A 26,142-nucleotide genomic window follows, 5' to 3' on the forward strand; every position below is an offset into this window, starting at 1 on the left:
GTCGGCGATGTCGCTTCGTTGATAAGCCGTCTTGGTTATTGGTTCATTGAGCTTCCACGCGTCACCCGGGACGAAAGCATCAGGCGGATGCCGGAGAGCCATGTCCCTTTTGAAGGGAGACAAGGTTTGGAGTGTAGGTAGAGAACAGAGGCAATAATGCAGCGCCGATCGCCGGCGCGCTTCCACAGTTTTCTCCGATTCTCAGTTCTGGGCAAAAGAAATCCTCCGGCGCAACGCGCCGGATCTTTTCATGGATGAGCGTCTGCATCGACGCCAGCCGCTCCTGCGAAAGCGTTCCTCCGATCACGACAGCATCGAGATCGAGAAGACTGTTGGCGCCGATGATGGTGAAGACGAGCGCATCGGTACAGCGTGTCATCCACCCATTCCATGCAGCCTCCGTCTGATTTCCGCTGCCCGGAAGGTTGTAGAGCGACGCAGAGTGCAACAGGAAATCAATGCCTCCGCTGCCCGGAACGGGCATGGAAGCGAGCGCGCCGGCATTGCCATTCTTCCCGCGCTTGATCTCGCCATTGAGAATGAGGCCGCCGCCAACAAAGTTCCCGATATGGATGTAAAGGAAGTTCGTGAGGCCGGCGCCGGTGCCTGACATGAGTTCGGCCAGGGCGCCTGCGTTGCCGTCATTCTCGAAAATGACGGTGCCGGCCAGTTCATGCTGGAAAAACGCCTCCAGACCGGGGTTTGCCCAGTCCGCGGCCTGTTGGGACGCAATGCCCGCTTCCTCGCGCCACTCGCCGATGAACCAGGGCATGGCAACGCCGTAACCCAGAAAGCCGTCACGCTGCTGTTTATCCAACCTCCGCATGGATTTGCGGCTGAAGGCCTTGATATACTCGACCGCGCTGGCCGGGCTGGGAAAGGGAGTATTCGTGCTCTCGGAGGTAATGATGCGACCGTCGAAATCGAGCATCGTGCATACCAACCGATCGCGACCGATTTCGACACCGATCGTGCAGCCGCTGTCGGCGTTGATCCGATAGATGATCGAGGGCTGGCCGATGCCGCCTGTGCGCTTCCCGGCTACGATCAACCGGCCTTCTTCCGCAAGGCTCTCGACGATGCGGACTGCCGCCTGCGGCGACAGGCCGGTAATCCGGGAGAGATCCGCCTTGGAAGCGCCGTTCAGCCGCCTGACGGTCGCAAGAATGAGGCGCTCGTTGTAGCGCCGTATTCCGACCGCATTGCTGGCACGCTTGTTCACCTGCGACCCCGCTCAAACTCACCGACCCCGAAATGGTGCGCGATGGCAATGGACGTTTGGGCCAGACCGCTAACAAATGACAAGTCCGCCTTTGCCAGCTTCACACGGTCGGCACCTGGCCTCGGCGCACTCGGCCGATGGGATGACAGCCGAAACCCAGGATATCGAACGGCGGGCACGGGCCAGCGCGGGACGCATGTTGCGCACCAGGCGCAGGAAGCGTGGCAGCGTCGACGTCCGAAAAGGCACTGGGGCAGCGGCTCGGTTCGGCCGGACCAGCGGACGGCTTCTTGATTCAAACGCGAAAAACGCAATTGACAGACTAAATCACCTCGATAGATTTATCCCAACAGAGCAGTACCCGGCAAGTGAGGGTCTGCGGACGGGGAAGAGGATGACGGTCGAGGCTGATCCACGAGAATCGGATTGCGATGTCGAATCGTGCTATGCGGTTCCGGAGCGCGTGTCTCGCCGCCAGCGTCGACAGCCGGGCGCGGTCCGGGCCGCCATGCGTCACTCCCTATTGCCGACCCGGCCCGCGTCGGCGCGGATCGGGCCTTTCGCGAGATTGAACCATGCAACATGAAAACCTTCTTCTTGGCGCAATCGAGGCCGGAGGCACAAAATTCCTTTGCGGCATCGCGGGCCGAGATGGCCGCATTATTCGGCAGCAGCGGATCCCGACGACCTTGCCTGGCGAAACGCTCAAGGCGGCAGGAATCTTCTTCAAGGATGCTATTTCCGACATCGGACAATTATCGGCCTTCTCGATCGGGAGCTTCGGGCCACTTTCGCTGAATCCGGTTGCACCCGATTATGGCTGCATCACGTCTACGCCCAAGATTGGTTGGGAAAATAACGACCTGCTCGGCCACTTTGCTGGTATGATAGATGCGCCGATGGCGCTCGATACAGACGTCAACTGTGCAGCGGTCGGCGAGCGCTTGTTTGGCAGCGGGCGCGGGCTCGATACTTTCTGTTACATCACGGTTGGTACTGGGATTGGCGTCGGCCTGCTTGTGGACGGCGCTCCTCACGGTGGTGCCAATCACCCCGAGGCGGGGCACATTCGGTTGCCGCGTGCTGCCGGCGATGAGGGGTTCCCGGGCATCTGCCCTTTCCATGGCGACTGCCTTGAAGGCCTCGCAAGCGGGCCGGCCATGCGTGCGCGATGGAACATGCCTGGCGAACAGCTGCCGCCCGACCATCCGGGCTGGGACATCGAAGCTGACTATCTCGCCGGGCTGTGTGCGACTTTGACCTATATCGTGCGTCCGGATCGTATCATCATCGGCGGCGGTGTCATGGAATCGCCTGGAATGTACCGGCGCGTGCGCGACGCCTTGGCTGCCAAGCTGGCCGGCTATGACGCCAGCATGCGTACATTGGAAATGGACGATTATATCGCAGCGCCGACGGCAGGCGCATCGGCGGGGCTGACGGGCGCGCTCGCGCTCGCCTATCGAACCGCGACACGGCAGTGGCCGATGCATTGGTCAGTAAAGCGCTCGTCATCTGCCGCCCCAACTTCTTGGTCAGGAGCCGCTCTTGCATAGTCCCTCCCTAACGGTTCGCGGGGGACGCAACGTGCCCGCGGGGACTGAGGCCCGCGTAACCGCGGCCATCATCCTGAGTGCGGCCGGGGCGGCGCTAGGCGGTCTCCTGTTCGGCTTCGATACCGCGGTGATCTCCGGAACGACCACGGCCCTTCAGGAGCGTTTCGGGCTTAGCGACAACATGCTGGGCTTTACGGTCGCGTCCGCGCTCATAGGAACGGTGCTCGGTTCGCTTGTGGCAGGCGCGCCGGCCGACCGCTTCGGCCGGCGGGCGGTGATGTTGACCGTCGCCCTTTGCTATGTGGTCTCGTCGCTGGGCACCGGCCTCGCCGGCAGCTGGCTGACATTGCTTGCGTTCCGGTTCCTGGGGGGGCTTGCGATCGGCGCGGCCTCGGTCGTTACCCCCATCTATATCGCGGAAGTTTCGCCTGCGCGCTTTCGTGGGCGGCTGGTCGCGATGAACCAACTCAACATCGTCCTCGGCATCCTGATCGCATTTCTATCGAACTACATCATTGCCAGCTTCGTGCCTGCTGAAATTGCGTGGCGATGGATGTTCGGGATCGTCACACTGCCATCGGCACTGTTCCTCATGGTCAGCCTGTTGCTGCCGGAAAGCCCACGCTGGCTGGCGATCAACGGCAAGGATAGGCAGGCAATCGGTGTCATGAAAAGGTTGGGGTTTGTTGACCCCGACGGTGAACTTCATCTCATCCAGGCAGCCGAGATGCGTGTCGATCAATCGGCCACGCCCAGGCTTTTCCAATCCGCCTATCTGCGCCCCGTGGGCTGCGCAGTCGCCATCGCCATGTTCAACCAGCTGTCCGGGATAAACGCACTTCTCTACTATGCGCCGCGCGTTTTCGAACTGGCCGGTGCTGGCGCTGATAGCGCATTGCTGCAGTCCATTGCGATCGGCGGGACGAATCTGTTCTTCACGATCTGCGCGCTGTTCCTGATTGACCGCTTCGGGCGCAAGCCGCTGCTCTTCGGCGGGTCCCTTGCGTGTGCCGCGGCTCTTTTTCTCGTCGGCTATCAACTCGAAAGCGCAACGCCGGATGGCACGTTGATCCTGGTTGGCCTGCTCGGCTTCATCGCGGCTTTCGCCATGTCGCAAGGTGCCGTGATCTGGGTGTTCATCTCGGAGGTGTTTCCAAGTGCCGTGCGTGGCAAGGGGCAGGCGCTCGGCAGTACCACCCATTGGGTCATGGCGGCGGCGATTACGTGGGCATTTCCGGTCTTCGCGGCCTCGGTCGGTGGCTGGGTTTTCGCCTTTTTCGGCGCGATGATGCTTCTCCAGTTCTTCTGGACATGGAAGGCTATGCCCGAGACCAATGGCGTCGCGCTCGAAGACATGAATCTCGAGGATGCAAGAACATGATCAGGACGCTTCTCATCGTGACCGCCGCGGCCACAATGCTTCCTGCCGTAGCAGATGCGCAGCGGCCCGACCCTCGGCCCGTCTACCATTACGCACCAAAGCGAAACTGGATGAATGACCCCAACGGTCTGGTCTACTTCGAGGGCGAGTATCATCTCTTCTACCAGTATAATCCGCACGGTGATCGCTGGGGGCATATGAACTGGGGCCATGCCGTCAGCCGTGATCTCGTCACGTGGGAGGAGTTACCGATCGCGATCCCGGAGACCGAAGAGGTTATGGCGTTTTCAGGCAGTGCGGTGATCGACTGGAAGAACAGCAGCGGATTTGGCCGGGACGGCAGGCCGCCCATGATCGCCATCTACACGGGGCATAATCCCAAGGCGAAGCTGCAATCCCAGTATCTTGCCTATAGCAATGATCGCGGTCGCACATGGAGCGTGCACGGCGAGGTCCTGAGCGTTGGTTCGGCGGAATTCCGGGATCCGAAAGTCTTCTGGCATGGGCCAACGAAGTCATGGGTGATGATTGCGGTCATGGCACTCGAGAACCGCGCGGTGATCTTCACGTCCCCCGACCTCAAGCAGTGGAGCTACGCCAGCAGCTTCGGACCTGCCGGCGCGCGTGGCAAGAACTGGGAATGCCCGGATCTCAACCTCCTGCCCGTTGAGGGTGGAGCACCGGGCGAACAGCGCTGGGTCCTCAGTATCAATCTCGGCGATCAGGCGGTCGGCGGCGGATCGGGTGGGCAGTACTTCGTGGGTGACTTCGATGGCCGTCGCTTCACGCCCGTCGAAGGGTGGAGCGGCGAACCGGTGTGGACGGACTATGGCGCCGACTTCTATGCGGCGGTCGCCTGGAACGATCTGCCAAAGGATGACGCGCGTCGGATCTGGATCGGATGGGCCAATGACTGGCGATACGCCGAGTCCATCCCAACCTGGCCCTCGCGCGGCATCATGACAGTTCCGCGCAGCATCTCGCTCCGGAAAACACCTCAAGGTTACCGCCTTACACAGCAGCCGATCAAAGAATTAGAGCGTCTGCGTGGGAAGGCGCCGATCTCCCGACAGTTGTCGCTGCGCGAGGAACCGCTCGCGCTTCCCGTTGAAGGCGGCGCGGTGGATTTAAGCGCGAGCCTGACACTTGGGAAGAGCGAACAGGTGGCAATCACGCTCAGCGACGGCGAGGGCTATCAAATGGTGATCGGCGTCAATCCTGGCGTGGACGAAGTCTTCATTGATCGCTCACGTGCTGGACCTCATTTCCATGACGGGTTCGAGAACCGACATGTGGCACCCGTCGATCTGACGCAGGGCAAGGTTTCCCTAAGGCTGCTTGTCGACGAGTCGATCGTCGAGTTGTTCATCAACGACGGCGAGCAGACCATCACCGATCGCTTCTTCCGCGGGTCGGGGCCCCTACGCTGGAGCGCCTCAGCGCGGGGCGGCCCTGCAACGATGACTGTCACCGCCTGGTCGATCAAAGCGGAGGGGCCTCCCTGACGATCGAGTCAGAGAGCGGCTGAAAGGCCGTATTTTGCGAGTTCATTGGCTAGTTCCGCTGACAGAGGCAGTCGGGAAACGATCGACTGCGCCCAGCATAATTAAAAAAGGGGAGGATTATTATGAACTTCAAGGCAGCTGCGTTGCTCGGATCGACATCCCTCGTGTCGCTTTTTCTGGCAGTACCAACCTACGCCCAGAATAATGAAGCCGACCAAGCCGCGCCGGTGCAGAGCGAGGACACCATCGACTCTGTACCGGTTTCGGATATCGTCGTGACGGGATATCGTGCGGCACTGGGATCCGCGCAGGATGCAAAGCGTCGATCCGATGCGATTTTGGACGCCATCGTTTCCGAGGACATCGGCAAGCTGCCCGACAACAACGCCGCCGAAGCAATCTCCCGCGTGGTCGGTGTTCAAGTGCTTCGCTACAATGACGAAGCGGGAGTGGTGTTGGTTCGCGGTTTGCCGGACGTGAACACCACATTCAACAGCCGCGAATTCTTCACCGCAGATGATCGAGTCCTGCATCTCCAGGATTTCCCCGCTGGCGTTGCCGCGGGCCTTGAAGTGTTCAAATCGGGCACGTCCGATCTCATCGAGCCGGGGCTCGCTGGTCTCATCAACCTGCGCTCGCGTCGCCCACTGGATGTGACAGATACCGAGATCGCAGGGGAAGTTCGCGCCTCCTACAATGACCAGTCCAAGGCGTTCGATCCCTCCGGAAACCTCTTGCTGACCAAGCGTTGGGATACGCCCATCGGAGAAATCGGGGCGCTTGTTAATGTCAGCTACGTTCGCACGACGTACCGCAACGCAGATCGCTATGCCGACTCCGCCATAATCAGTCCGCTGGGCTTTGGCATCGATGACCCCTCTGATGACATGACTGTCACGACCCCCGGTGTCGGCAATTTCCGGTTTCCGGCCAACGCCGGCAATTTCTACGAGACGGGGATCCGTCACCGGCCCGCAGTAAACGGCACGATCCAGTGGCGACCCAATGCCGACCTTGAAATCTATGCGGAGGGCCTGTGGCAGGCCTATCGCGGCAGGGTCATGCGTGACGGGTTCAACGTTAATTTCGAACGGCGCAGCATCGATGGCGTGCCTCCGACGCTCAGCAATGTGGTGCTCGTTGACGGCGAGCCGCTGAAGGCGGCCAGTTTCACCAAGACCGGCGGCTATGTGCCCGAATTCTTTCGCGCGACACAGAATGACCAGACAGATACATATCAGGCCGCCCTCGGCTTCAAATGGAAAACTGGAAGGGCGACGCTGTCGGGCGATTTCGCCTATACGAACAGCAAATATGAAGCGGATGAAGACAGCCTTGACGCACAACTGGCAACCGCGCCAACCATCGATGTCGCATGGGACGTTAAAGGATCTGCAATATTCGATCTCGTTGGCTTCGACAGAAATAATGCAGCCAACTATGTCTGGCGCGGATATTTTCAACGGCATTTCGTCACGAAGGGCGATGGCGTTCAGGGTCGCCTCGACCTCGATCTCGAGACCGATATCAGCTGGTTGCCGAAGATCCAGGTCGGCGTCCGTGCGAGCGATCGAACTGCCCTGTCCCAGAATAATAACCGCTATGCCTACACCGCAGGTCTCGGCTTGCCGTTGGCCAGCCTACCTACAGGCGAGCTGCAGCTCATAAAGGACGGCTTTCGTAACGATCCGCAGCCCTTCCAAAACTGGCTGATGCCGACACGCGGCGCGATACGCGACAATGTCGAAGCCCTGAGGCAGCTTTCCTATGCCGCCGTACAGGACCTCACAGTACGCTTCCCGAACGACAACGGAATTCGCGAAGCCGTGACCGACTTTGCGAGCGAGGATATTCCGTACGACCCCTTGGGCGGGTTCACGGCGAAGGAAGCAAGCTACGCCGTTTACGGCCAGGGCAAATACGCCTTCACCCTGGGCGGTGTCGAGGCAGACGGGACGTTCGGCGTGCGGGTCGTCAATACTGATGGGCGTTACTCAGGCTTTTCCCGCGTTAACGATGCCGATGGAACGTCGCAGATCATCCCCCAGGTCTCGCGTCAGAATTATCTGGACGTGCTGCCCTCTATTCAAACACGTTTTCGGTTGACGCCGGAGTTCCAAGTACGCCTTGCCTACAATCAGACGCGGACGCGCCCCGGGTTCGGACAGCTGAATCCGTCGCTGAACATCACCCGAAACAGCCCTGGCCCAGATGGCTCACCACCTCAATATGCGGCCTTCGGCAGCGGCGGAAATCCGGATTTGCAGCCCCTGACGTCGAAGAACTATGACGCCACACTCGAATATTATTTCTCGAAGAACGGGTCGGCGACCCTGGCAGTGTTCTATCGCGATCTCCGAGGCTTCATCAGCAACTACACACGCGACGTAATCGATCCGGACTATGGTCGTATTCAGATCAATCGCCCTGAAAACGCGGGCAAGGGTGAAATCAAGGGCGCGGAAGCGTCCTTCCAGACGTTCTTCGACTTCCTGCCCGGCTATCTTTCCGGCTTCGGCGTGCAGGCCAACGTCACCTATCTGGATGGCACCAACGCCCTTCCAACCGTTCTGGGGGAAGGCGCGCGCCAGGTCAGGATCACGGGCCTTTCAAAATGGGCCTATAATCTCACCGGCTTTTTCGAAAAGGGACCGGTAGCAGCGCGACTGTCCTACAATCATCGTTCGAGCTTCATCAACAGCTACAACCGCAATTCGAACGAGGAGCAATATGCCGGCGAGATCACCCGGGGAATCTCTCGTCTCGACTTTTCCGCGTCGTACGAGGCGATCAAGGGCGTTACAGTTGTTGGTAATGTCAGCAACATCCTTGGAAAACCGTTCAATAATTTTAGATATTACAACGAGACGCAGTATTTTCCGCGGGATCTGCGCATAGAGGGGCGTTATTTCAGCCTCGGCGTGCGGTTCAAAATGTAGACAAATGCCACCTGAGCGGTGGATTCGTCGAACACAGTTTGACGGATGTGCCGTCGGGAGTGCGTTGCGAAGAATCTGCTCGCCTGCCGACCTGAGAGCAGAGACTATGGCTATTAGCATCGTACGTTCGCTCGACATCCGGCGCCGCACCATTCCGAATACGCTTGATACATCGATCAAACCGCGAGCCTGAGCAACCATACCTGTGAATGGCCTTGTTCGCGGTTTGGGCATTCACCGGTGTTAAATCGCAGACGCTGATAAGTATAGCGATTGATCGTCGTAATTGTCTGCGCGCTCAGCGAGCGCGCTTGCACTGAAGATGATAGATAATAACTTTGGGAGGAGGTAGCGATGATCGATTCTTTGCCATACTCGCGTCGCGCAGCGTTGCATCTGCTCGGCGGTACGATGCTCTACGTCCCGCTGGCAGCGTGCGGCGAAGACGAGGCCGCGAGAGTCCTCCCGGCAGCACCCGCGTTGCCAGGCCCAGCGCCCACACCGGGGCCCACGCCAGGCTCAACGGCGACGTCGGCCGCCGACCTTCGTCCGCGCTACCACATCGCGGCGCCGCCCGGTGGCTGGATTAACGACCCGCAGCGCCCGATCAGGACAGCCGACGGATGGGCGCTCTGGGCCCTATTCAATCCGACTTATCCCGACGGCGGAACTTCGTGGCGGCGGTGGACCTCCACTGACCTTGTCACGTGGCGAGATCGCGGAGTCTCCATCCCGCGCAACACGACCTCGTTCGGCGACGTCTGGACGGGCAGCACGGTCAGGGACACGGACAACACATCCGGTTTTGGTGCGGGCGCCATAGTTGCCCTCGCCACTATGCCAGCGAACAACGCTGCTGGTCAAAATCAGTCGTGTGCGCTGTGGTACTCTCTCGATGAGGGAGCAAGCTTTACCTTCCATGAGATCGTTCTCCCCAATTATCCTGGCAACAAGCCATTCCGGGATCCGACGATCTTCTGGCATGAACCGACGCGCCGCTGGATTTTGACGCTGTCGGAAGAAGGTAAGATCGGCATCTACACGTCGCCCGATCTAAAGAGCTGGAGCTATGCCAGCGGCTTCCTGTCGGATCTCGTGGGCAGCGTCATGGAATGTTCGCACCTCTTTCAGCTCCACCTATATGACGATCAGCTCGCCACGAGTTCGGCCAAGTGGGTTCTGTTGGTCGGTGGCAACGGCACGGCTTTGGGCTTCACTGTCGGCACATATTATTGGGTAGGAGAGTTCGACGGCGCAACCTTCACGGCCGATGACACCACGGGCCAATGGCTCGACAATGGTGCGGACTTCTATGCCGCGGTGGTCTGGACCGATCCTCATGCAGCTGATCCAATTGGAAGCGCATACACGATTGGATGGATGAGCAACTGGGATTACGCCAACCAACTCCCCACGAACGCGGGCTATCGTGGACAGCTCAGCATCGTTCGACAGCTTTGGCTCCGACGGAACGGCGAGTTGACTCATCTGTGCAGTATGCCGCTTGCGGAGCAGAACTTGGCATTCCCGCGAGCGGTCAGGGGATCCGATCAGTTCGTATCTGCGGGTACAGACTACGCTTGGCCCTCGGGTGCCGAGCTGCTCGCCGGCCGGATCGACATGACGCTAACCCGCGTCGATGACAGCTGGCCAACAGGGCTTTGGCTATCGGTGCGGGGCGGCGGTGGCTATTTCACCCAGATCGGATTCCAGCTTCGTGACAACGCCGTTTTCCTCAAACGGGACACAAGTGGTCCGGACGCGCCCAACGTCGATGCGTGGAGGCGAAACCGGACCGCAAATTGCAATTTCAACGGCGGCACGGCAAAAATCAGCCTGTTTGTTGACGCTGGCTCGATAGAGATTTTCGTCAATGACGGGGCAGCAGTGCTGTCGGAGCTTATTACTTCGCCTGCGGGTTCGACGGAACTCCGCCTCAATGTGGCCGGGGGCAGTATTAGGGTCAGCGAGGTCACCATTTGGGCTTGAGACAGGAGAGAGTGCCGCGTCTCTATGTCGATTCAAGGTGCATTTTGCTCAAAGGCTGAAAACGGTAGGCGATCATTCCCATTTGCATAGTTGAGGCCGTTACTAGTGACGCGATTTACGTCATCGGGGCCAATGGCAGGTGACGGCTCTATTCATGCGGCGCGCAAGTATGCCATCGGCCATACTTAAGTCCGCTATGGGGACTAAACCGACCGTCCGTGTGTGGACGCCCCGCCGGATACAAGGGGGTGTTCCAGAGATTTGATCGCGCAGGTTCAGGTGCTTCCGTGTGTCCGGCCTACTGATGCAGCCATCATCACGGCTGCTGGCCTGAATGGAGATCGCGGATCGGGTCCACACCGCTTTTGCGCGCTCGAGGCGCTTGGACATTTCACTGGTTATCCCGACCCCGTCTTCTGACCGTTGCGCCATACCTCTCTACTGACCTTCCTTGCGTCCCTGACGCCTCGAGCCTTGGCGGTCACACCGCCGCAGCTGGAGCTCTGTAGGATCCTCCATGCGCCATCAGCGCCCAGACGATCCGTGCCATCTTGTTCGCGAACGCGACGGTCACCAGCATTCGGGGCTTGCGCGCGAGCATGCTCGCCAACCATGGCCCCGCCTTGTCAGGGTCTCGCGCCGCGACCTTCGTTGCCGAGCTGGCGCCCAGGATCAACAACCGTCGCAGGCTGCGCTCGCCCATCTTGGTCGTGCGCCCGAGCCTTTCCTTGCCGCCGCTCGAATGTTGTCGAGGGACGAGGCCGAGCCAGGCTGCGAAATCGCGCCCGCGGCGGAAGGTGCTGGCGGCCGGCGCCAGCGCTGCCAGCGCGGTTGCGGTCACGGGGCCGACACCGGGAATCGACATCAGCCGCTTCGCCAGCGGATCCGCGTTGGCCCGGCTTGCGATCTCGCGGTCGAGAAGAGCGATCTGCGCCTGTAGCGCTTGCAGGCCCTGCGCAATGACGGCCAGCACTGGCCGCGCCTCGGCCGGCACATCGGATGCTGGGTCAGCAACGATCTCCGCGAGCTTCCCGACATGCCCGCCACCCTGGCGCACGATGTAGCCGAACTCGTTCAGGTGACCGCGCAAAGCGTTGATCAGCTGCGTTCGCTGCCGCACGAGCAGATCACGCGTTCGGAACACTACCGCCGATGCCTGTGCCTGAGCGCTCTTGCCCTGAACGAACCGCATTGTTGGGCGCTGCGCCGCCTCGCAGATCGCCTCTGCATCGGCCATGTCGTTCTTCTGCCGCTTCACAAACGGCTTTACGTATGCTGGCGGGATAAGCCTGGTGTCGTGACCAAGTGCGGCGAGCTCGCGCGCCCAATAGTGGGCACTCGCGCACGCCTCCATCGCGACCACGCACCGCGGCAAGGTCGAGAAGAAAGGAAGAACCTGATCGCGTCGCAGCTTCTTGCGGAACACGACCCCGCCGCTCGCATCCCCGCCGTGGATCTGGAAAACCGACTTGGCCAGATCAATGCCGACTGTGCTAACCTCCCTCACGGACGCCTCCTGCAGTGGTGTTTCAACACCTCCACTCTGGCACATCGATGCCGTCAGAGGGCGTCCACCCCAACGCTTTTGGCGCGCCAGAGTTGAAAGCGGACGGAACCCTCATTTGCGGCAGCTGGATCTGCTTTTGCTAGAAGCGGCTCCCAGGAACACGGAGGGAACGACCGCATCGTCCCGTTACGAGGCGATCGCCTCTTCGCAACCAAGTGACCGGAAAGGGGAAACGGCGCCAGGCAATTACTCAACGAGCGACCGCGTAGGGATGCGCTTCCCGCAGGATCTTGATGGCCGCCTCGGCGATCTCTCGCTCGCGTTTTGTGCCGTTCGGGCTGACCTTCCAGTTCCCTGTCGGGTGCATTGCGAGTGAGAGTTCCTCGACTTCGCCGATGACGGCGCGCCACCTCGTTTCGTCGCCGCCGACGCTGCCGACAATCATCTGCAACAGGATGTCGCGGATCTCGTCGGGCGTGCGCGTCATGGTCTCAGGCCGCTTCAGCGATCCGAACGTCGAGACGAAGGCCGACCTGGTGCGCCATGTTCGCAAGCGCATCGATGCTGAACTTGTCGATCTTGCCGCGCATCAGGTCCGAAACCCGGGGCTGCGTCACGCCAAGGCGTTCGGCGGTTTGGGTTTGGCTCCAGCCGTGGGCCTTGATCGCGTCGATGACGGCGCCGAGCAGCCGCGCACGGATCTTCATGTTTTCAGCCTCTGCGGGGTCGCTCTCGATCGCGTCCCAGATGTTGGTGACGACAACTTCGGTCATGATTTCAACTCCCTCTCAAGCTGCCGGAAACGAGTTGCGGCAAGGTCGATGTCGGTCTTGGCCGTCGTCTGCGACTTCTTCTCGAAGCAGTGCAGCACATATATCGCATCACCGAACCGCGCGATGTAGATTACACGGAACGCGCCACCATCCTCGCGGATGCGGATCTCGCGGACGCCGGCGCCGATTGTCGCCATCGGCTTCCAGTCTGCTGGTTCCTTGCCACCCTGGACGCGTCCGAGCTGAAAGCCCGCTTCGCGCCGCGCCTCACGGGGAAACGCCATGAGGTCGTTGTAGGACGTGCCGCGGAATTTCAGCGGCTTCTCGGTATCCATGTCGATCCTTATATCAAATTTTGTATGGATGTCGACGCGAGTTCGATCTCGAGGGCGGCGATCCGGGTCGCGCCTTCGGCGAGATCATGATCGATGGCTTCGTCATCCATCGACGTCTCGAAGGCGAAGCTGTCCGGCATCGCGTCCCAGTCGAGCGCTTCAAGGAAGCGCTCGCGGCGCGCGGCATAGCGGCTGATCTCGGCAAGCTGCTGGCGTTCGCTGGCGAGCCGTTGTTCGATGTGAAGGGGCATGTTGATCGCTCCTGGCTGAACAAAGGCAGGATCCGCTTCGCGTGGGGGGTGCGAAGCGGATCCTGCAGGGGTGCGCCGCTCGCCCGAGGGGAGGCTTGCGCGCGGCGCGGGGGGCTGGTTCAGGCGTCCGCGGGTGCGGGGTCGTTCGCCTTGCGGCCGCGCTTCGGCGAAGCCGGCGGGGTGCCGGTGCCGAAGGCGTCAGGCGCCGTGCTCTCGCCGAGACCGCCGGTGTCGGCGCCGCCGCCCTGTGGGGCGGTGTCGCCCGCGTCCTCGCCGGGGAGCGGCGGCAGCGTGTCGCTGGTGCGTGCGGTCATCGCGCGATCGACGTCGGCGGCGCGATCCTTCGGCCGAGACCAGACGATGTTGTAGGAGTTGTCCGGCTGGTGGAACGCGGAGATGTAGAGCGGCTTCTCGAAGCTGGGATCCTCGAGCCTGCCATTGAGGAAGGCACTGCCATCCTTGTTCGAGAACAGCTCGAACAGCGCGCCGATCTGGACCCATTCCCGCGCGGCGGAGAGCGCGAAGACCTCGTACCTGGGGGCGCGCTCGTTGGCCGAATTGACCTCGCGCAGGGCAATGGCCGCGGTGAACTGCAGAGTGGAGATGCAGCCCATGTAGGTGCCGCGGTCGTTCTGCTTCATGCTGCCGATGTTCATGGTGGTAACTCCTGGGAAAGTTGCTCTCGAACCCCTTGTCCGAGACATCTTCCCCTCTCCCCCTCCCCTCCTCGGCCGTTCGGCCGAGCGGGCGCGTAAGCGCGCCATCTCGTGCGGGCATCCGCACGGGCGACGACGGTGACGTCAGAGGGCCGATCAGCCGTCGTTGGCGGGGCGATCAGTCTCCGGTGTGATAAGCAGGGGTGGCATCGGCGCACCCCCATGGTCGAAATAGAGGAGGATTGCGGTGAACGAGCCAAGCTCCTGCGCAGTGGCTCGGTTGAGCAGGATCTCGCCGTCCTCGCTGGCCGGACAGGTAAGCGGTTCGCCGCGCCCGAAATAAAGCGTGCGGCTCGAACCCCATGAACCGGGACGGGCGTCGGAGAAGCGTGCGAAGTGCAGGCCATTGGCCATGCACCAGTCCTCGATCGCCTCGAAGCGGCCCCATGCAGCCTCGTGCGCATAAAGCATGAGCGCTGTGCCGCTGCGATGATCTTCGGGCCGGAACAGTTCGCCGTCCCAGTCGTGGTCAGAGCCTCAGCCGCGATAAGATCGCAAAGCTCGCAATAGAGGGCGGATGAAATCGAGCCGCCGATTGTAATCGACGCGGGCGAGCGGTCAGCCATTGTGATGGATCTCCATCATGGAGAAGCCGGCGCATGCCGGCCCTGTTTATGATCAGCCCGCGAGGCGCGCAGCGGCGACCGCGGCCTGCGCGGGATAGGCGGCGGCAAGGTTGCCATGGAGCGTGGCGAAGTCGGCGACGGGAAACGTCCCGTCGGGACCGGGCCGGGTGGTAAGCAGCGCACCGACGATGGTTTCGTCGAGCGTGCGCAGTTCGATCGGCGTCGCGCCGTCGTAGCGCACCGGGGCGGTGAAGCCGGCTTCGATCCACGAGCGAAGCCCGCATTCGACCCGGGTGAAATAGGCTTCGATCTCAGCGGTATCGCCCTCGCTGTCGGCATCCGTGAGGTGAAGACCAAGCGTCAGATAGGTACCGAAGTCATGCGCATTGCGCACCGTCCGGAAGCGGCAGCCGGTGGGCGGCGGTCCGTGGCGGGCGATGATCGCGGCCTGATAGGCTTCGACCTCGAGGCGGTTGATCGCAGCAAAGCCGTCGGTGTGGCCGAGTTGGGCACAATCTTCCTCGGCGGGAGCGCCACCGATGTCGAATACGGGCATGGAATGTCTCCTGCTGTGCGGCGCCGGCGCGGCCGAGGGCCGCCCGCGCTGGGCGCACAAGAACAGGGTCCGCTTCGCCGGAAGCGGACCCTGCAGGCGTGCGCGGTGAGACGGGACGCGCGGGGTGATCAGAACGGTAAGTCGTCGTCCAGGGTGTCGGAGCCGCCGGCGAACGCAGGCTGCGCCGTGCTGTTGCCGAGACCGGCGCTCTCGCCGGTGGGCGTGGCGTCGTTGCCTTCTTCGCCGGGGAGCGGCGGGATGGTGTCTGCGGTGCGACGCTCAAGCGCGGCGTCGGCACTGCGGCGACGATCGGGCCGCGACCAGACGATGTTGTAGGAGCCGTCCTCCTGGCGGAACGCGGAAATGTGGAGCGGCGCCGCAAAGCTCGGATCGTCGATCTTGCCGTTGAGGAAGGCATCGCCGGTGCGGTTTGACTCCAGTTCGAACAGCGCGCCGATCTGGACCCAGCTCTTTGCACTGGAAAGACCGAAGATCTCGTACTTGGGTGCCCTCTCGTTCGGCGAGCTCACCGCGCGCAGCGCAATGGTGATCGCAGCCTTCATCGTCGAGATGCGACCGGTAAAGGTGCCGGAAGCGTTCTGCTTGAGCGAACCGATGTTCATGGTGGTGACTCCTGAAAAAATTTCTCTCGAACCCTTCGTCCGAGATATTTTCCCCTCGCCCCCTCCCCTCCTCGGCCGTCTGGCCGAGCGCGCGCGTCAGCGCATTGTCTCGAGCGGGTAACCGCGCGGGGGACTGATCGGAGTCACTGAATACTTATCACCGCCGCCTCGATCACCTCCCGCTCGCGCGCCGAGGCTGCTGGCCAGCTGGATGATGATCGGTCACAGCGAAACATCCCGCCGACGCGGCCGCCGGACGCAGAGTTCAACTTATTATAGTGCGGGGCCTTTTCTGCTGCCTGATGCCGGACCGCATGAGTCGGGTTGACCATCTCAACGCACAGATTTTGCGTTGCCATAGGCTCGCCGCGGCGATTTTTGATGACGATGCGGCGGAGGCGCTAAGGAAGCTCGCTGATCGCTATGCCGCAGAGATCACGGAAATCGAAATTGGCGACGTGGCAAAGCCGCATCAAGTCTAGCGAATGACTGCAGGACCAGATCGGAGGGGGCTGCAGGAAATGCTCTACTGCACGCGCGCGGATCGTAGCCGCTCAACGAACGCCGCCTTCTCCGCAAGTGAGGTCCAGCGTTTCGCCGCCTCCAGGTGAATGCGCATGCGCTGCGGCAGCTTTTCCGCGTTTGCGGCATCTATGCTCGCTTGGGCGCGGCTGACATAGTAGCGGTAGCTCTGCAGCCGTTCGTCACCGCTCGCGGACCCAACTACATCTTGAGCCATTGCCACCTCCAAGCTCGGGCGCGAGTCGAACCGTCCGACAGCCGATCAGTTCCTGAACTCCCACTTACCCAAAGCGATGAACCGGGCGGAAGACCGGTTGAGCCGATTCGCCACTTTCGGCACTCAAGCTAGCTTGATAAAGCTGTGGGCTGGAGTTGGAGCAATCCATGAGCAGCCAAAAACCGTTCGCCGGTTTGAATCTCCTCGTTGTCGAAGACGAGTATCTGCTGGCTGACGATATAGCGGCTATGGCGGAGAGCCGAGGTGCGCGTGTTCAAATGGCCAACAGCGTAGACGGCGCGCTCGCGCTCGTTCAACGAGGCGATGTTGATGCTGCGATCCTAGATGCCGGCCTTCGCGGCACGCTGAGCGACGCCGTCGCCGAACAACTGGCCCAGCAAGCAATTCCGACGCTGGTGGTGACCGGATATGACCGCGAGGCGCTTCCTCCCGTGCTCGCGACGCTACCCTACCTCTGCAAGCCGTTCTCGACAGTGGGGCTAAGCTCGGCGCTGGAGAAACTCGTCAGCGACGCCGCCAGCGGCTTTAGCGAGCCCGAGACCGGCCAGGATCGCAGCGGCGACGCTATGCAGTCAAATGGATAGGCACACTCGCTCTGACTGGGATCGTCGCTAGTCGACGCCCGTTCTCGTCATCAAGACGGAGCGTAAAGGTCACGTCGCACAGCCTGTTTGCGATTTCCGCCGCGATTATCTCACCGGCTGCGCGCAAACCGATATCGCAGGCCGCGACCTTGTCAGGGGCCACGAACCCCTCACCATCGTGAAGCTCACCGTCTTCGTTGAAGAAGTGCAGATAGTATCGAGCCATGCGGCCAAAATGCCATAAACCTCAATTGGATGCGCCAACCGAGGTTAGATGCGGCTAATTCGGATGCGGCCCGGCGGCGCCGTGGGAACGCCGCCGAGCCTAACCGCCTCCGCTCAAAGAAGGCGGCTGCCGGCGACCTACTGGCAATAGTGAGGATCGCCCGTGACTGCCATCACGGACACGTAATGAAAAAGGCGGCGGAGCCGAGCCCCGCCGACCAAGTATCTGCCGCACACGGCGCCGCGGATGCAATGCCAATCCCAGGGCACACCCGATGTTCCTGAGATGCAGGAATAGCATGCCGGGGGCGCCGAACTTAGATCGGCATGGTCCCGCTCAAGAACGCCTCCCACGCCTCCATGAGCTTGCGCCGCTTGTCGAGCGCCGTGCCGCGCCGCCTGCGGTTGTCATTTCAAACGTCGAAGCTGAAGCAGGCCTATAGGAAGCGCCAGAGAGCCCCACACCCCAAACCAGGTGACAATAATGGCATCGCCGTTGGTGTAGCTCTCGCCGCGCAGCAAGGGCGCGATCGCGCTGAGTGCGCCTAGCAGCAGGGCGCCAATCCCACCAACGACATTGATCGTGGCCGCGCAGCCTCAAGCGATGGACCATTGCGGATCGCGATCCGCGCAAAGCAGAGAACATGATCGGTCGCAACACGATGTGTCGTATCCGAGTAACCTTTCCCGATCAGGTCACGAAGCATCTCGTGGGCGGCCTCTTCGGCGCGCCTGCGCAGCGCAGGGTCCACCAGTATCTAGGCAAATGTGGCTTGAGAGTCTGCGATCTGATTGGTCGAGGCATCGGTCATGGCGTGGCTCCATGCCTTCAAGATTTGCTGCTATGTGAGCTCTGGTGGGCAAAGGCACCGAACACTCCGCTTCGGCATCGACGCGGAATGTTCAGCAGAGGAGTGATGTTGAAGCCGGCTTGCAGTCGGTACCGCCGAGGCCACTAGGGTACGCTGTTGGGCACAGGAAGAGGCTTGCCGTCGCCTGCGCCGAAGCTGATCGCGCCGAGTCCGGCACCCCGCTGCATCGCGGCAAGTCGTCTATGGGTGGTGACGAGAGCGCGGCGAGCGGCGACGGTCGCGGTGGACGTCGATGCAAGGTCTTCGAGGCTGCCCTGCGTGAACTCGGCTGCCATGCCCGCGCCAACGCGAGTATTGGCGATCGACGCACCGAGAAGGGCCAGTTGGCCGATGGCCACATCGAAGGTGGCTTCCGTTCGGATCAATAGGATTGCGATGTGCTCTGCGGCTTCGAGCTTGCGGTCGGACGTTGTGCGGTCGTCGGGTTGAACAACGCTGAATTTCGTGGGCATGGCTTGTCCCCTTATCGCTACCGCAGTCGATCAGGACGCGCGTCGCGGGTCGTTGCCGATCGAGGCGAGCAACGCCTTCATCTGCATCTGCAGCGGTGTGTCGCGGTGCCCTGCCGTCGCCGCGCGATCCGCTTCTAGCGTCGCAAGAAGATCATCGGGGATGATTGCATGCGGTTCGACGATCGCGATGGCGTCGGCGGCGGTCGGAAGGTCTCCGGGACGGTCTCCGCGACAGATGAGTGTTCGCGTCTTGCCCGGCTTGCCAGGAACGTTGACGTAGACCGAGGCGAAATAGGTCTGAAGAGGCCGATCCCAGCCGATGGCGGCATCCGCGACATCGGGACGATCGGTGCGGGCGGAAAGAATGTGGCGGCTCATGTCGGTCTCCTGGGCGTGCGTCCCGGACCCCTTGTCCTGGGACACAATCCCCTCTCCCCCTCTCCTTTGCGGCTGAGCCGGTGGGGCGGCCGCCAGGGTGCGGGCGATATGACCGGCGTAGACACTGACCGCCTTCCAATAGGCGGCCATCGGCGCTTTTTGGCGGCGCCAACATTCGTTCGCGCGCTCGCGCGCATCGTTACGGAGATCAAGGAGGACGGCGCGCAGCGCATCCCGTGCATCCGGGTCGAGTTGCTGGAGCCGGCAGGCTGCTGGCAATGCCAAAACCGGGTTGCGCACCTCGGCGCGGGTGGAACGGGTCATTCCGGTGATCCTGCCGCCGGCAGGAAGGCGAGCGCACCCTGCGGGTCGATCGCGGTGCGGGGGTAAGGCAGTCGCGGAAGACGGCGACCGCGGCGGCGCGCTTTCCGGGTCAGTTCGAAGCAATAGGCAAAGAGACCGCGCCGGCGATGGCGGGTGAGATGATGCTCGCGCACAAGGCGGTCGAGCCATTGGGCGGGCGTCTCGCCGATCGCCGGCTTCGGTGCGCCCAGCGACACGATGCGATCGATTGCGCCGCCATGACCACGCTCGCCGAGCCGCAGCTTGGAAAGGGTGCGGCCGGAGACGGTGACCCCGGCGATCTGCAGTGTGGTGCGCGGCGGCGTGACAGCGCGGTGCGCAGCGGACAGCGCGGCGTAGACGCGCCCGACATGGCCGGCCTCCGGGTCACTGTAGGAGACGACAGATTCGATGCGCGTCCGCTCGGCGCGCAGCACGCGGAACGCGCGCGCGACGAAATGGCTCTCGCCGTTCTGCGGTACCTGATCGAGCAGGATCAGCCGCGCGAGCGCGCAGCCGGCGTGGGGATCGGCGAAGCCGGTGTGGGCGGTGATGACCGACGGCGTCGTCGGCACCGCGAAGACGGCGACGCCTTCGAGCGCGGCGCCGCGGCCGAACAGGCCGACGCTGAGATGCGCTGCCGGATAGGTGCCGAGATAGTGATGCGCGGCGATGAAGGCGCGCGCGGCGGCGTGGTCGACGACATCGACCGAATATCTGCGCGGATCGACGGTCTCGGTGTCGTCGGTCCAGCGCGCGCGACGTTCGCGCCAGCGCTGCGAGCGGCTGGTGTGCATGGGCTTAATCCTCGATGGAGATGCGGTCAGGCGGCGCGGGGCAGCGGGATCGGCACGGCCTGGCCGCTCGCGAGATTGATGAAGGCGCCGGCATGGCCGATCGAGCCGCGTCCGAGCAGGTCGAAGAGCAGCGCCAGCGCATGGCTTGCGACGACGCGATTGACGAACAGCGACTGCCGCTCGAGCGCTTCTGCGACAGAGCATGACGGCGTGTCGTCGTCGGGCCGGCTGTCGTCGGCAAGTTCCGGGAAATATTCCAGCACGGTCGGAAGACGATGCTGGTCGCCGCCGAATCTGCGCTCGGGACAGCCGATCAGGAACTGGCCGTCGGTCGCGCGATTGCCGAGGTCCAGCCAGTATGTCGGCGGCGACGGGCTCCGCGCGCACGCAGCGCCGAGTGCGCGCCGCGCCGACGCGGTGTCGACGCAGGTGATGAGGATGTCGATATTCTCGACGCCACAGTCCTGTGGCGCGCGGCCGTGGATCGCGTGCCAGCCAAGGCCGTGGGCGATGTTGATGCGCTCGACGAGCGTGCGCGCCTTGGAGGCGCCGAGATCGCAGCGATAGAAGGGCTGGCGGCCGAGATTGGCCTCGCTGACGGTATCGTCGTCGACGACGATGACATCGAGCGACCGCGTCGAGATCGCGCGCAGCGCGGTGTCGAGCGAGGCGAGCCCCATCAGCATCTGCGCGCCATTGCCGCCGCAGCCGACGAGCATGACGCGGATCGCGCGGTTGGCGAAGGCGGGCGGGAGAAAGTGGCGTGCGCCGGTCTCAGGCATGATGGTGGTCTCCTGCAAAGGGGCTGCGCGGAAGGGGCAGGAACATGCCGCCAGCGCACAGGCGCCGCGCTGTCGCCGGCCCGGCAGGGTGGTCGAGCTGACCGAAGACGAGCGCGAGCTTGGCGGCGTGGAGGTCGTCGGCATCGTCCGTGGCGCTGAAGAAGGGGTTGCCAATTCCATGGCTGTGGACGTCGCAGACGATGTGCCATCCTGGCGCCGGCGCCGGCGGGCGATAGACGAGCCGCGATGGCGTCGCCTCGTCGATCTCCGGATATTCGATGGCAAATTCGCCGCTGGTCTCGTTCCAGAGGATGAATGCCGCCGCCTCGTTGGGCAGCGCCGCGACGAAATGGTCGACGATGCGGGCGCGCAGCGAAGCGGGAATAAGCCCGCAACGAAGATCCGCGCGCGGTGCGCCGATGCTGCCATAGGGAAGATAGGCCGTGGGCGCGCGCGTGATCGCCACGTCCAGCGCAAGCCAGTGGCGGCGCAGGATCAGCATCACGCCGTCCTTGCCGATGGCAAGACCTTGTCCTGACTGCGCGTCGCGTAGCGCGTCGATCGCCGGCGAGGCGCCGATAGGCGGTACGGGATAGCAGGGCACGGCGGCGAGGATCGCAGCCGCCGTGGCATCGTCGGCGATCACGGTCATCGGCCTGCCTTCAAGGCGATAAGCTGGCCGACGGTCATCGGCTCAGGCGGGGCCGTTGTGCTCCTGAGCTGCCGATTGGCTATGAAGGGCTTCAGCCGCTTCACGGGGAAGCGTGTCGCACCCCGCGCAGCGAGATCGTCCCAGAGGCGGACAAGGCCGCCGCGCCCCGTGACGGTCAGTTCCTGCCCGATATTAGGATGCGTCGACCAGGAATCGAACAGCGCGCGCTCGAATTCGGGGATCGATGCGGTAGCCAATGTCCTCGGCCTCGCAACATTGCCCCAGCACAGCGAGCCGTCGGCATAAACGTTGAGGATCGGCGAGTGCAGCACCGATGTCTCGGCGTTCGGTCGCTCGCTGGTGGGCAGCGTGAAGATGTCGAGACCGCGATGCGTCGCGATCAGGAGCTGCGCCGGATAGGGCACCCTGACGGTCGCGCGTTCGTGCAGCGCGCGCAGCCCTTGCGGCGGCTTCGACAGCGCGAACCATGCAGTGCGCACCTGCGCGGGCGTCCACCACGCGAGCATGTCAGGGTGGGCGACGAGCACATTGGCGGGAAGGATCTCGGGCGCGATATTGCGCCCCAGCGCCTCCGTCCACTGGCGGAGCTGCGCGCGCGACAGGGGCGCTCCGGCCTCGATGACGGGGGTGCCGTCATCGTCGAGTGCGACGGGGTGGATGCTGGCGAAGGCCGGCGCCACCTTGCGCGTCGTGCCGCGGGCATTGGTGATGTCGCGGCTGTTGCCGCTGTAGAGCAGGATCGCCTTCGCCAGCGCGAGCCCGCCGGCGGTGGGCTCGAAATGGGTGGGATGATCAGTCATCGGGGTCTCCCGGGTTGCTGGGGTAGAGCTGGATCAGCGCCTGCGCTGCCAGCAGGAGGTCGACGCCGATCCGCAGAGAGGCGAACCAGCGGTCGATGCTGTCGGGTTCGGTCAGCGGGCAGAGACCGGCGACATCGAGGAAGCGGGTTTCCATGCCGATGCGGCCGACATCGTCGAGCTCGCGCGCGAAATGCTCGAACGGCACGAGCGTCAGCGGCGGCAGCGTCGAGCAATCCTCGTAGGACGGATCATAGTCGCAGATCGTGGCATGATCGAAGTGCCACGCACTTTGCTCGTCCAGGAAACGCTTCACCTGCTTGTGCGCGCCGCGAAGCGCGGCGATCGCCTCGCGCAGTTCAGTGGGCATCCGTGACGGACGTGCGGCTTTTGTCGCGAGCATCCAGTCGGGCCGACGCGCATTCATCGTCGACGGCACCACCATGTCATCGGCATCGGCGGGGTCGGCGCCGTGCATGTCGATTAGGGTCTGGCGCGCAGCCTCGTCGTCGGTTTCGCCTTCCCAATAGTAGATCGAGATTTCCTCGAAGAGATCGTCATAGCCGAAGATCGGGAGCACGCTGCCGAGGGTACCGCCGAGGGCCTTGTAGGCAGCCGCACGCCATCCCGTTGGGTTGTCGCTGTCCTCGATCCAGCCGAGATCGATCTGGCCAAGGCTCTGGCAAATGATGCCCAGCGCCGGCGGACGTTCTTCATCGCCCGTGAAGACGATGGTCAGCAGCTCGGCTATCTCGACGACACTTCGACCTGGATCGAGCCATGGGGGCTCGAAGTCGTAGCATTCGAGCCCTTGGAGCCTGTTCGAAGGCTCCTCAAGGATAACATAGCGCTCAACCCGCAGCTGTCTCAGCGAATCACGGTGGAACCTTTGGGCTTGTCACGCAACGCCGGATCGTTCACTTTCTACGAAACCATCAACAATCGCGGCTTCGTTTCCACAAGTTCCTCCCTCGAACACACGCACGCGGAGATGGTGGGAGACGAATATATCGAGAGAACTATTCAGACCATCACACTCGATAGCTTCGATCAAAACGTCGGCGATAAGCACGTTTCATTCATGAAAATCGATGTGGAAGGCCACGAGCACGCTGTTATAGCGGGAGGGAGGCAGTTTCTTGCTAAGCATCGGCCGATCCTGACAGTCGAGCTTCTCGGCAATGCCGAGAGAACTGCAATCGATGACTTTATCATCGAAGAGAATTACCTCGCCTTTGCCATGGCCCCCGGTACGCTGCGGCAACGTGAGAGGATGATGTTCTTCTCTGACGCATGGAATCACATTCTCGTTCCCGCAGAAAAGGTTAGGATGGTTTTCGCCGCCTGCCGGCACCTAGGTCTGCAAATGGAGCTTTGAGGCCCACAATACTCCAAGCTGGGCCCGTCTTTTCTCCTTGATCTGTCAGAGCATCATACCGAAGCGAGGCACTGACCGGCGAACCGGCCGCAGAGTTGTCCGCGGCGCAGCCGCGGTGGGCAACATCGTGCGCTTTCCCATCGCGGTGCTCCCGGCGCAACCATGATCCGGAAGCCTGACCTCGGCGAAAGAAAAGGCGACGCGAACTGATCCGCGTCGCTCGATGCCTTCTGTCAATGACTGCAGGTGCGTTCGTGGGTGCGCATCTGCAAGCGCGCTGGTCCGTTCGGCAGTCGGGCTTCGCTGGGCTCCAGCCTCACCGCGCATCGGATCGTGGGACAATCTCGCGGGGCGGTGAACGGAGGATGCGGCGCCCGCTGACGCTCTGCACCAGCAATATCGACCGCGGAAATGTTGCTTCCAAATTGGATCGAACGGCCGGGGCTAACCTTCGTCCCACCCGCGAGCGCGAAGCTGAACCTTTTCTTCCATGACTTCGGGCCGCCCTTCTACCAAATGACAGTAATCCGGCATGCGAACCCGCTGCGTGCTCGGTCAGGTCCGGCGCGATGATCCCCCAAGATGCCGCGCCGGGCCGCCCCTTTGGCTTCCATCCTCTGTCACGCGGAGATCAGTTGCACGTCGGAGAGGCAGAGCCGTTCGCGCCCTCTCGAGCGATCATTTCGGCGTCGATGGCACGCTGATCGAAGCCTTCTTCGCGGCGAAGCGGACCCTGGCGGTTCAGGAAAGATGGTCCCATGGATTGACGATCGTGGCACCGGAGTTGGCGAAGTCGGCGACGTTGCGCGTCACGATCGTCAACTCATGGACGAGCGCCGTGGCGGCGATCCAGGCGTCGCGCTCAGGGCGCGGATCGGGAACATGCAGCAGCGCGCAGCGCGATGCGATTTCTATGCTGATCGGCAGAATGCCGTCGCTAAATGCGGGCTCGACATGCTGGCGCAGCCAGCGCCGCAGCATTGCCGCCTGCAATGGGTCGCGCCGATCCAGACGCGCGATACCGAGTTCTATCTCCATGATCGAAACCACGGAGAGAAAAAGGTCGCTGTCATGGGCCGTACCGAACCAGGCAGTCACCGCCGGATTTGCGCGGCCATCCGCGACCTTGCGCAGCTCGGAGACGACGTTGGTATCGATCAGAAACATCAGTCGAAGATCGCTGCCTGCGGTCCGCCTTTGGGCAGAATCATGTCGAGATCGACATCCGAGAGACCGGGCATGGCGATGCGGTCGAGAAAGGATCCCGTACCGGCGGTCAGTTCGGTGTATCGCTGGTAGGACATTACCACGATATCGGGGTTGTTGCGTTCGGTGATGATCACCGGCGCGCGCTTGGCTGCGCGTTTAATTCGGCTTGGCTCGCGATTAAAATCGCGGCTGGTGAACGTCTCGGTTGTCATGTCGACCTCCAAAATAGTTACGTAACTACATACATTATGGCGAATATCTTGTCCAGCGGTTTGCGGAAGGTCAGGCGGGCTTCGGGGTGGCCGCCTCTCCGGACATCAGACCGGTGAGGTGTATCCAGCAGGCCTCGATCGCCGCATCGAGCGTCGGCTGATCACCGAGATTGACCAGGAGCGCGCAGGTCGAACCCACGACGCGCTTCGGGCATCCAGACCGGCAGCGCGAGGTCTCCCGGCCATTCATGGAAGCCGTTCGGGTAGGCGTGGATCTTGTAGGTCGCCCAGAGGCGCGGATTGGAGCTGGGTGCGCCGTTGGATATAGGGTCTGGCCATGCTGGCCTCCTTTCGATGGGTGAATTAGAGGGGCGGCGCGGAACCTCGGTCGCGCCGCGCGGAGCCAGGCGAGAACTGGCGCGAGAATCGCGTCGGCTCGGTCGACGGCGTATGATACCCAAGCTAATCGGCCTAAATCGGACGTGTGGGGCGCTATTGATGAAGCGGGAAATGTTAGTTTTGGCATCGCTGGCTCTGGCAGGTTGCCAAGGTGCGACGTCGTCCGAGCACGAAGCGATCTGCAAGAGTCAGATCATAAAAACGTTTGGCGTTCCCGAAGATGACATCGCCTTTGAGAGCTTATCGAAAACTAGCATCGAAGCTTCTAAGAGCCCGTTTGAGAATGTGTTGAACGTCTGCCAGGGGTGTGATTCAAGCTTGGGATGTGGACCCGAGCGAGCCGTGGCCGGATGGCTGGATTTG

31 protein-coding genes are annotated in these 26,142 nt (G+C 62.3%); 9 read left to right on the top strand and 22 right to left on the bottom strand.

The genetic code is table 11. The annotated features are described in order from the left end of the window. Positions 1-79 precede the first annotated feature (79 nt). Positions 80-1,222, bottom strand: a complete 1,143-nt coding sequence (locus FHS96_RS28550) for an ROK family transcriptional regulator (protein WP_429600014.1) — start codon at positions 1,220-1,222, stop codon at positions 80-82. Between the two features lie 575 nt (positions 1,223-1,797). Between FHS96_RS28550 and FHS96_RS28555 the strand changes: the two genes are divergently transcribed. The 5 genes from FHS96_RS28555 to FHS96_RS28575 all read left to right on the top strand — a co-directional run bounded on the left by FHS96_RS28555 (position 1,798) and on the right by FHS96_RS28575 (position 10,592). Then, positions 1,798-2,778 (top strand): ROK family protein, encoded by a 981-nt coding sequence (locus FHS96_RS28555; RefSeq protein ID WP_429600016.1) that lies wholly within the window; start codon positions 1,798-1,800, stop codon positions 2,776-2,778. 31 nt (positions 2,779-2,809) lie between these two features. Next, positions 2,810-4,159, top strand: a complete 1,350-nt coding sequence (locus FHS96_RS28560) for a sugar porter family MFS transporter (RefSeq protein WP_429600018.1) — start codon at positions 2,810-2,812, stop codon at positions 4,157-4,159. Continuing rightward, positions 4,156-5,664, top strand: a complete 1,509-nt coding sequence (locus tag FHS96_RS28565) for a glycoside hydrolase family 32 protein (protein WP_429600021.1) — start codon at positions 4,156-4,158, stop codon at positions 5,662-5,664. Before FHS96_RS28560 ends, FHS96_RS28565 begins: the two co-directional genes overlap by 4 nt. Positions 5,665-5,786: 122 nt before the next feature. Beyond that, the gene (locus FHS96_RS28570; RefSeq protein WP_429600024.1) at positions 5,787-8,603 is read left to right on the top strand and encodes a TonB-dependent receptor; all 2,817 of its coding nucleotides are present in this window, start codon (positions 5,787-5,789) and stop codon (positions 8,601-8,603) included. Positions 8,604-8,957: 354 nt separating this feature from the next. After that, positions 8,958-10,592: a glycoside hydrolase family 32 protein gene (locus FHS96_RS28575; RefSeq protein ID WP_429600027.1), complete on the top strand. Its 1,635-nt coding sequence runs from the start codon at positions 8,958-8,960 to the stop codon at positions 10,590-10,592. Positions 10,593-11,073: 481 nt separating this feature from the next. Here the strand turns inward: FHS96_RS28575 and FHS96_RS28580 are convergent, their stop codons facing one another. The 9 genes from FHS96_RS28580 to FHS96_RS28620 all read right to left on the bottom strand — a co-directional run bounded on the left by FHS96_RS28580 (position 11,074) and on the right by FHS96_RS28620 (position 15,919). Then, the gene (locus FHS96_RS28580) at positions 11,074-12,099 is read right to left on the bottom strand and encodes an IS110 family RNA-guided transposase (RefSeq protein ID WP_429600029.1); all 1,026 of its coding nucleotides are present in this window, start codon (positions 12,097-12,099) and stop codon (positions 11,074-11,076) included. Positions 12,100-12,349: 250 nt separating this feature from the next. Continuing rightward, entirely contained in the window at positions 12,350-12,586 is a 237-nt protein-coding gene (locus FHS96_RS28585; RefSeq protein ID WP_429600032.1) for a hypothetical protein, read from the bottom strand. 4 nt (positions 12,587-12,590) lie between these two features. Further along, complete coding sequence (locus FHS96_RS28590; RefSeq protein WP_429600034.1) at positions 12,591-12,872, bottom strand: helix-turn-helix domain-containing protein; 282 nt, start codon at positions 12,870-12,872, stop codon at positions 12,591-12,593. Beyond that, positions 12,869-13,207: a type II toxin-antitoxin system RelE/ParE family toxin gene (locus tag FHS96_RS28595; RefSeq protein ID WP_429600037.1), complete on the bottom strand. Its 339-nt coding sequence runs from the start codon at positions 13,205-13,207 to the stop codon at positions 12,869-12,871. The genes FHS96_RS28590 and FHS96_RS28595 overlap by 4 nt, the downstream gene beginning before the upstream one ends. Before the next feature lie 8 nt (positions 13,208-13,215). After that, entirely contained in the window at positions 13,216-13,458 is a 243-nt protein-coding gene (locus FHS96_RS28600) for a hypothetical protein (RefSeq protein ID WP_429600040.1), read from the bottom strand. 119 nt (positions 13,459-13,577) lie between these two features. After that, entirely contained in the window at positions 13,578-14,114 is a 537-nt protein-coding gene (locus FHS96_RS28605; RefSeq protein WP_429600043.1) for a DUF736 domain-containing protein, read from the bottom strand. A 156-nt stretch (positions 14,115-14,270) separates the two neighbouring features. Beyond that, positions 14,271-14,585, bottom strand: coding sequence for a hypothetical protein (locus tag FHS96_RS28610; protein WP_429600045.1), 315 nt, complete (start codon positions 14,583-14,585; stop codon positions 14,271-14,273). A gap of 207 nt (positions 14,586-14,792) precedes the next feature. Beyond that, on the bottom strand, positions 14,793-15,296 hold the full coding sequence (locus tag FHS96_RS28615; protein ID WP_429600048.1) for a hypothetical protein: 504 nt from the start codon (positions 15,294-15,296) through the stop codon (positions 14,793-14,795). A 128-nt stretch (positions 15,297-15,424) separates the two neighbouring features. Then, complete coding sequence (locus FHS96_RS28620) at positions 15,425-15,919, bottom strand: DUF736 domain-containing protein (protein WP_429600051.1); 495 nt, start codon at positions 15,917-15,919, stop codon at positions 15,425-15,427. A gap of 314 nt (positions 15,920-16,233) precedes the next feature. Here FHS96_RS28620 and FHS96_RS28625 point away from each other — a divergent pair, with 314 nt between their 5' ends. After that, positions 16,234-16,401, top strand: a complete 168-nt coding sequence (locus FHS96_RS28625; RefSeq protein WP_429600053.1) for a hypothetical protein — start codon at positions 16,234-16,236, stop codon at positions 16,399-16,401. 44 nt (positions 16,402-16,445) lie between these two features. Here the strand turns inward: FHS96_RS28625 and FHS96_RS28630 are convergent, their stop codons facing one another. Beyond that, positions 16,446-16,658, bottom strand: a complete 213-nt coding sequence (locus FHS96_RS28630; protein ID WP_429600056.1) for a hypothetical protein — start codon at positions 16,656-16,658, stop codon at positions 16,446-16,448. Between the two features lie 167 nt (positions 16,659-16,825). Here FHS96_RS28630 and FHS96_RS28635 point away from each other — a divergent pair, with 167 nt between their 5' ends. Then, complete coding sequence (locus tag FHS96_RS28635) at positions 16,826-17,263, top strand: response regulator (protein ID WP_429600058.1); 438 nt, start codon at positions 16,826-16,828, stop codon at positions 17,261-17,263. On the opposite strand, the gene FHS96_RS28640 is transcribed toward FHS96_RS28635, so the two are convergent. From FHS96_RS28640 to FHS96_RS28675, 8 genes are all read right to left on the bottom strand, one after another. Continuing rightward, on the bottom strand, positions 17,244-17,489 hold the full coding sequence (locus FHS96_RS28640) for a DUF6894 family protein (RefSeq protein WP_429600060.1): 246 nt from the start codon (positions 17,487-17,489) through the stop codon (positions 17,244-17,246). The two genes, FHS96_RS28635 and FHS96_RS28640, sit on opposite strands and share 20 nt — an antisense overlap. Before the next feature lie 954 nt (positions 17,490-18,443). Next, complete coding sequence (locus FHS96_RS28645) at positions 18,444-18,812, bottom strand: hypothetical protein (RefSeq protein WP_429600062.1); 369 nt, start codon at positions 18,810-18,812, stop codon at positions 18,444-18,446. A gap of 30 nt (positions 18,813-18,842) precedes the next feature. After that, positions 18,843-19,514, bottom strand: a complete 672-nt coding sequence (locus tag FHS96_RS28650) for a hypothetical protein (RefSeq protein WP_429600065.1) — start codon at positions 19,512-19,514, stop codon at positions 18,843-18,845. Beyond that, positions 19,511-20,329, bottom strand: coding sequence for a Mom family adenine methylcarbamoylation protein (locus tag FHS96_RS28655; RefSeq protein WP_429600067.1), 819 nt, complete (start codon positions 20,327-20,329; stop codon positions 19,511-19,513). Before FHS96_RS28655 ends, FHS96_RS28650 begins: the two co-directional genes overlap by 4 nt. A 26-nt stretch (positions 20,330-20,355) precedes the next feature. Further along, complete coding sequence (locus FHS96_RS28660) at positions 20,356-21,048, bottom strand: PRTRC system ThiF family protein (protein WP_429600091.1); 693 nt, start codon at positions 21,046-21,048, stop codon at positions 20,356-20,358. 55 nt (positions 21,049-21,103) lie between these two features. Next, the gene (locus tag FHS96_RS28665) at positions 21,104-21,763 is read right to left on the bottom strand and encodes a PRTRC system protein A (protein ID WP_429600070.1); all 660 of its coding nucleotides are present in this window, start codon (positions 21,761-21,763) and stop codon (positions 21,104-21,106) included. Continuing rightward, the gene (locus FHS96_RS28670; protein ID WP_429600073.1) at positions 21,760-22,584 is read right to left on the bottom strand and encodes a PRTRC system protein B; all 825 of its coding nucleotides are present in this window, start codon (positions 22,582-22,584) and stop codon (positions 21,760-21,762) included. The genes FHS96_RS28665 and FHS96_RS28670 overlap by 4 nt, the downstream gene beginning before the upstream one ends. Then, positions 22,577-23,332, bottom strand: a complete 756-nt coding sequence (locus tag FHS96_RS28675; RefSeq protein WP_488168736.1) for a hypothetical protein — start codon at positions 23,330-23,332, stop codon at positions 22,577-22,579. The genes FHS96_RS28670 and FHS96_RS28675 overlap by 8 nt, the downstream gene beginning before the upstream one ends. On the opposite strand from FHS96_RS28675, the gene FHS96_RS28680 reads away from it, so the two are divergent. Continuing rightward, positions 23,297-23,959 (top strand): FkbM family methyltransferase, encoded by a 663-nt coding sequence (locus FHS96_RS28680; protein WP_488168737.1) that lies wholly within the window; start codon positions 23,297-23,299, stop codon positions 23,957-23,959. The two genes, FHS96_RS28675 and FHS96_RS28680, sit on opposite strands and share 36 nt — an antisense overlap. Positions 23,960-24,700: 741 nt before the next feature. Here the strand turns inward: FHS96_RS28680 and FHS96_RS28685 are convergent. The 3 genes from FHS96_RS28685 to FHS96_RS28695 all read right to left on the bottom strand — a co-directional run bounded on the left by FHS96_RS28685 (position 24,701) and on the right by FHS96_RS28695 (position 25,579). Further along, positions 24,701-25,126 carry a type II toxin-antitoxin system VapC family toxin gene (locus FHS96_RS28685; protein ID WP_429600078.1) on the bottom strand — a complete coding sequence of 142 codons (426 nt, stop codon included), beginning with the start codon at positions 25,124-25,126 and terminating at the stop codon, positions 24,701-24,703. Then, positions 25,126-25,380 carry a type II toxin-antitoxin system Phd/YefM family antitoxin gene (locus FHS96_RS28690; RefSeq protein WP_429600080.1) on the bottom strand — a complete coding sequence of 85 codons (255 nt, stop codon included), beginning with the start codon at positions 25,378-25,380 and terminating at the stop codon, positions 25,126-25,128. Before FHS96_RS28690 ends, FHS96_RS28685 begins: the two co-directional genes overlap by 1 nt. A 70-nt stretch (positions 25,381-25,450) precedes the next feature. Beyond that, a complete protein-coding gene (locus FHS96_RS28695; RefSeq protein ID WP_429600083.1) occupies positions 25,451-25,579 on the bottom strand; it encodes a hypothetical protein in 129 nt (42 codons plus the stop codon). A 299-nt stretch (positions 25,580-25,878) separates the two neighbouring features. Between FHS96_RS28695 and FHS96_RS28700 the strand changes: the two genes are divergently transcribed. Beyond that, positions 25,879-26,142, top strand: a 264-nt coding sequence (locus FHS96_RS28700; RefSeq protein WP_429600086.1) for a hypothetical protein, incomplete at its 3' end; no start/stop codon positions are given.

It is taken from the genome of Sphingomonas zeicaulis (assembly GCF_050433225.1).
Taxonomy (GTDB): Bacteria; Pseudomonadota; Alphaproteobacteria; order Sphingomonadales; family Sphingomonadaceae; genus Sphingomonas_D; species Sphingomonas_D zeicaulis.

Excerpts from the sequence above, each read along its gene's own strand:
- FHS96_RS28555 (WP_429600016.1), top strand. The coding sequence starts at position 1,798 with ATGCAACATGAAAACCTTCTTCTTGGCGCAATCGAGGCCGGAGGCACA.
- FHS96_RS28565 (WP_429600021.1), top strand. The coding sequence starts at position 4,156 with ATGATCAGGACGCTTCTCATCGTGACCGCCGCGGCCACAATGCTTCCT.
- FHS96_RS28570 (WP_429600024.1), top strand. The coding sequence starts at position 5,787 with ATGAACTTCAAGGCAGCTGCGTTGCTCGGATCGACATCCCTCGTGTCG.
- FHS96_RS28575 (WP_429600027.1), top strand. The coding sequence starts at position 8,958 with ATGATCGATTCTTTGCCATACTCGCGTCGCGCAGCGTTGCATCTGCTC.
- FHS96_RS28585 (WP_429600032.1), bottom strand. The coding sequence starts at position 12,586 with ATGACGCGCACGCCCGACGAGATCCGCGACATCCTGTTGCAGATGATT.
- FHS96_RS28590 (WP_429600034.1), bottom strand. The coding sequence starts at position 12,872 with ATGACCGAAGTTGTCGTCACCAACATCTGGGACGCGATCGAGAGCGAC.
- FHS96_RS28595 (WP_429600037.1), bottom strand. The coding sequence starts at position 13,207 with ATGGATACCGAGAAGCCGCTGAAATTCCGCGGCACGTCCTACAACGAC.
- FHS96_RS28600 (WP_429600040.1), bottom strand. The coding sequence starts at position 13,458 with ATGCCCCTTCACATCGAACAACGGCTCGCCAGCGAACGCCAGCAGCTT.
- FHS96_RS28605 (WP_429600043.1), bottom strand. The coding sequence starts at position 14,114 with ATGAACATCGGCAGCATGAAGCAGAACGACCGCGGCACCTACATGGGC.
- FHS96_RS28610 (WP_429600045.1), bottom strand. The coding sequence starts at position 14,585 with ATGCTTTATGCGCACGAGGCTGCATGGGGCCGCTTCGAGGCGATCGAG.
- FHS96_RS28615 (WP_429600048.1), bottom strand. The coding sequence starts at position 15,296 with ATGCCCGTATTCGACATCGGTGGCGCTCCCGCCGAGGAAGATTGTGCC.
- FHS96_RS28620 (WP_429600051.1), bottom strand. The coding sequence starts at position 15,919 with ATGAACATCGGTTCGCTCAAGCAGAACGCTTCCGGCACCTTTACCGGT.
- FHS96_RS28625 (WP_429600053.1), top strand. The coding sequence starts at position 16,234 with ATGAGTCGGGTTGACCATCTCAACGCACAGATTTTGCGTTGCCATAGG.
- FHS96_RS28630 (WP_429600056.1), bottom strand. The coding sequence starts at position 16,658 with ATGGCTCAAGATGTAGTTGGGTCCGCGAGCGGTGACGAACGGCTGCAG.
- FHS96_RS28635 (WP_429600058.1), top strand. The coding sequence starts at position 16,826 with ATGAGCAGCCAAAAACCGTTCGCCGGTTTGAATCTCCTCGTTGTCGAA.
- FHS96_RS28640 (WP_429600060.1), bottom strand. The coding sequence starts at position 17,489 with ATGGCTCGATACTATCTGCACTTCTTCAACGAAGACGGTGAGCTTCAC.
- FHS96_RS28645 (WP_429600062.1), bottom strand. The coding sequence starts at position 18,812 with ATGCCCACGAAATTCAGCGTTGTTCAACCCGACGACCGCACAACGTCC.
- FHS96_RS28650 (WP_429600065.1), bottom strand. The coding sequence starts at position 19,514 with ATGACCCGTTCCACCCGCGCCGAGGTGCGCAACCCGGTTTTGGCATTG.
- FHS96_RS28655 (WP_429600067.1), bottom strand. The coding sequence starts at position 20,329 with ATGCACACCAGCCGCTCGCAGCGCTGGCGCGAACGTCGCGCGCGCTGG.
- FHS96_RS28660 (WP_429600091.1), bottom strand. The coding sequence starts at position 21,048 with ATGCTCGTCGGCTGCGGCGGCAATGGCGCGCAGATGCTGATGGGGCTC.
- FHS96_RS28665 (WP_429600070.1), bottom strand. The coding sequence starts at position 21,763 with ATGACCGTGATCGCCGACGATGCCACGGCGGCTGCGATCCTCGCCGCC.
- FHS96_RS28670 (WP_429600073.1), bottom strand. The coding sequence starts at position 22,584 with ATGACTGATCATCCCACCCATTTCGAGCCCACCGCCGGCGGGCTCGCG.
- FHS96_RS28685 (WP_429600078.1), bottom strand. The coding sequence starts at position 25,126 with ATGTTTCTGATCGATACCAACGTCGTCTCCGAGCTGCGCAAGGTCGCG.
- FHS96_RS28690 (WP_429600080.1), bottom strand. The coding sequence starts at position 25,380 with ATGACAACCGAGACGTTCACCAGCCGCGATTTTAATCGCGAGCCAAGC.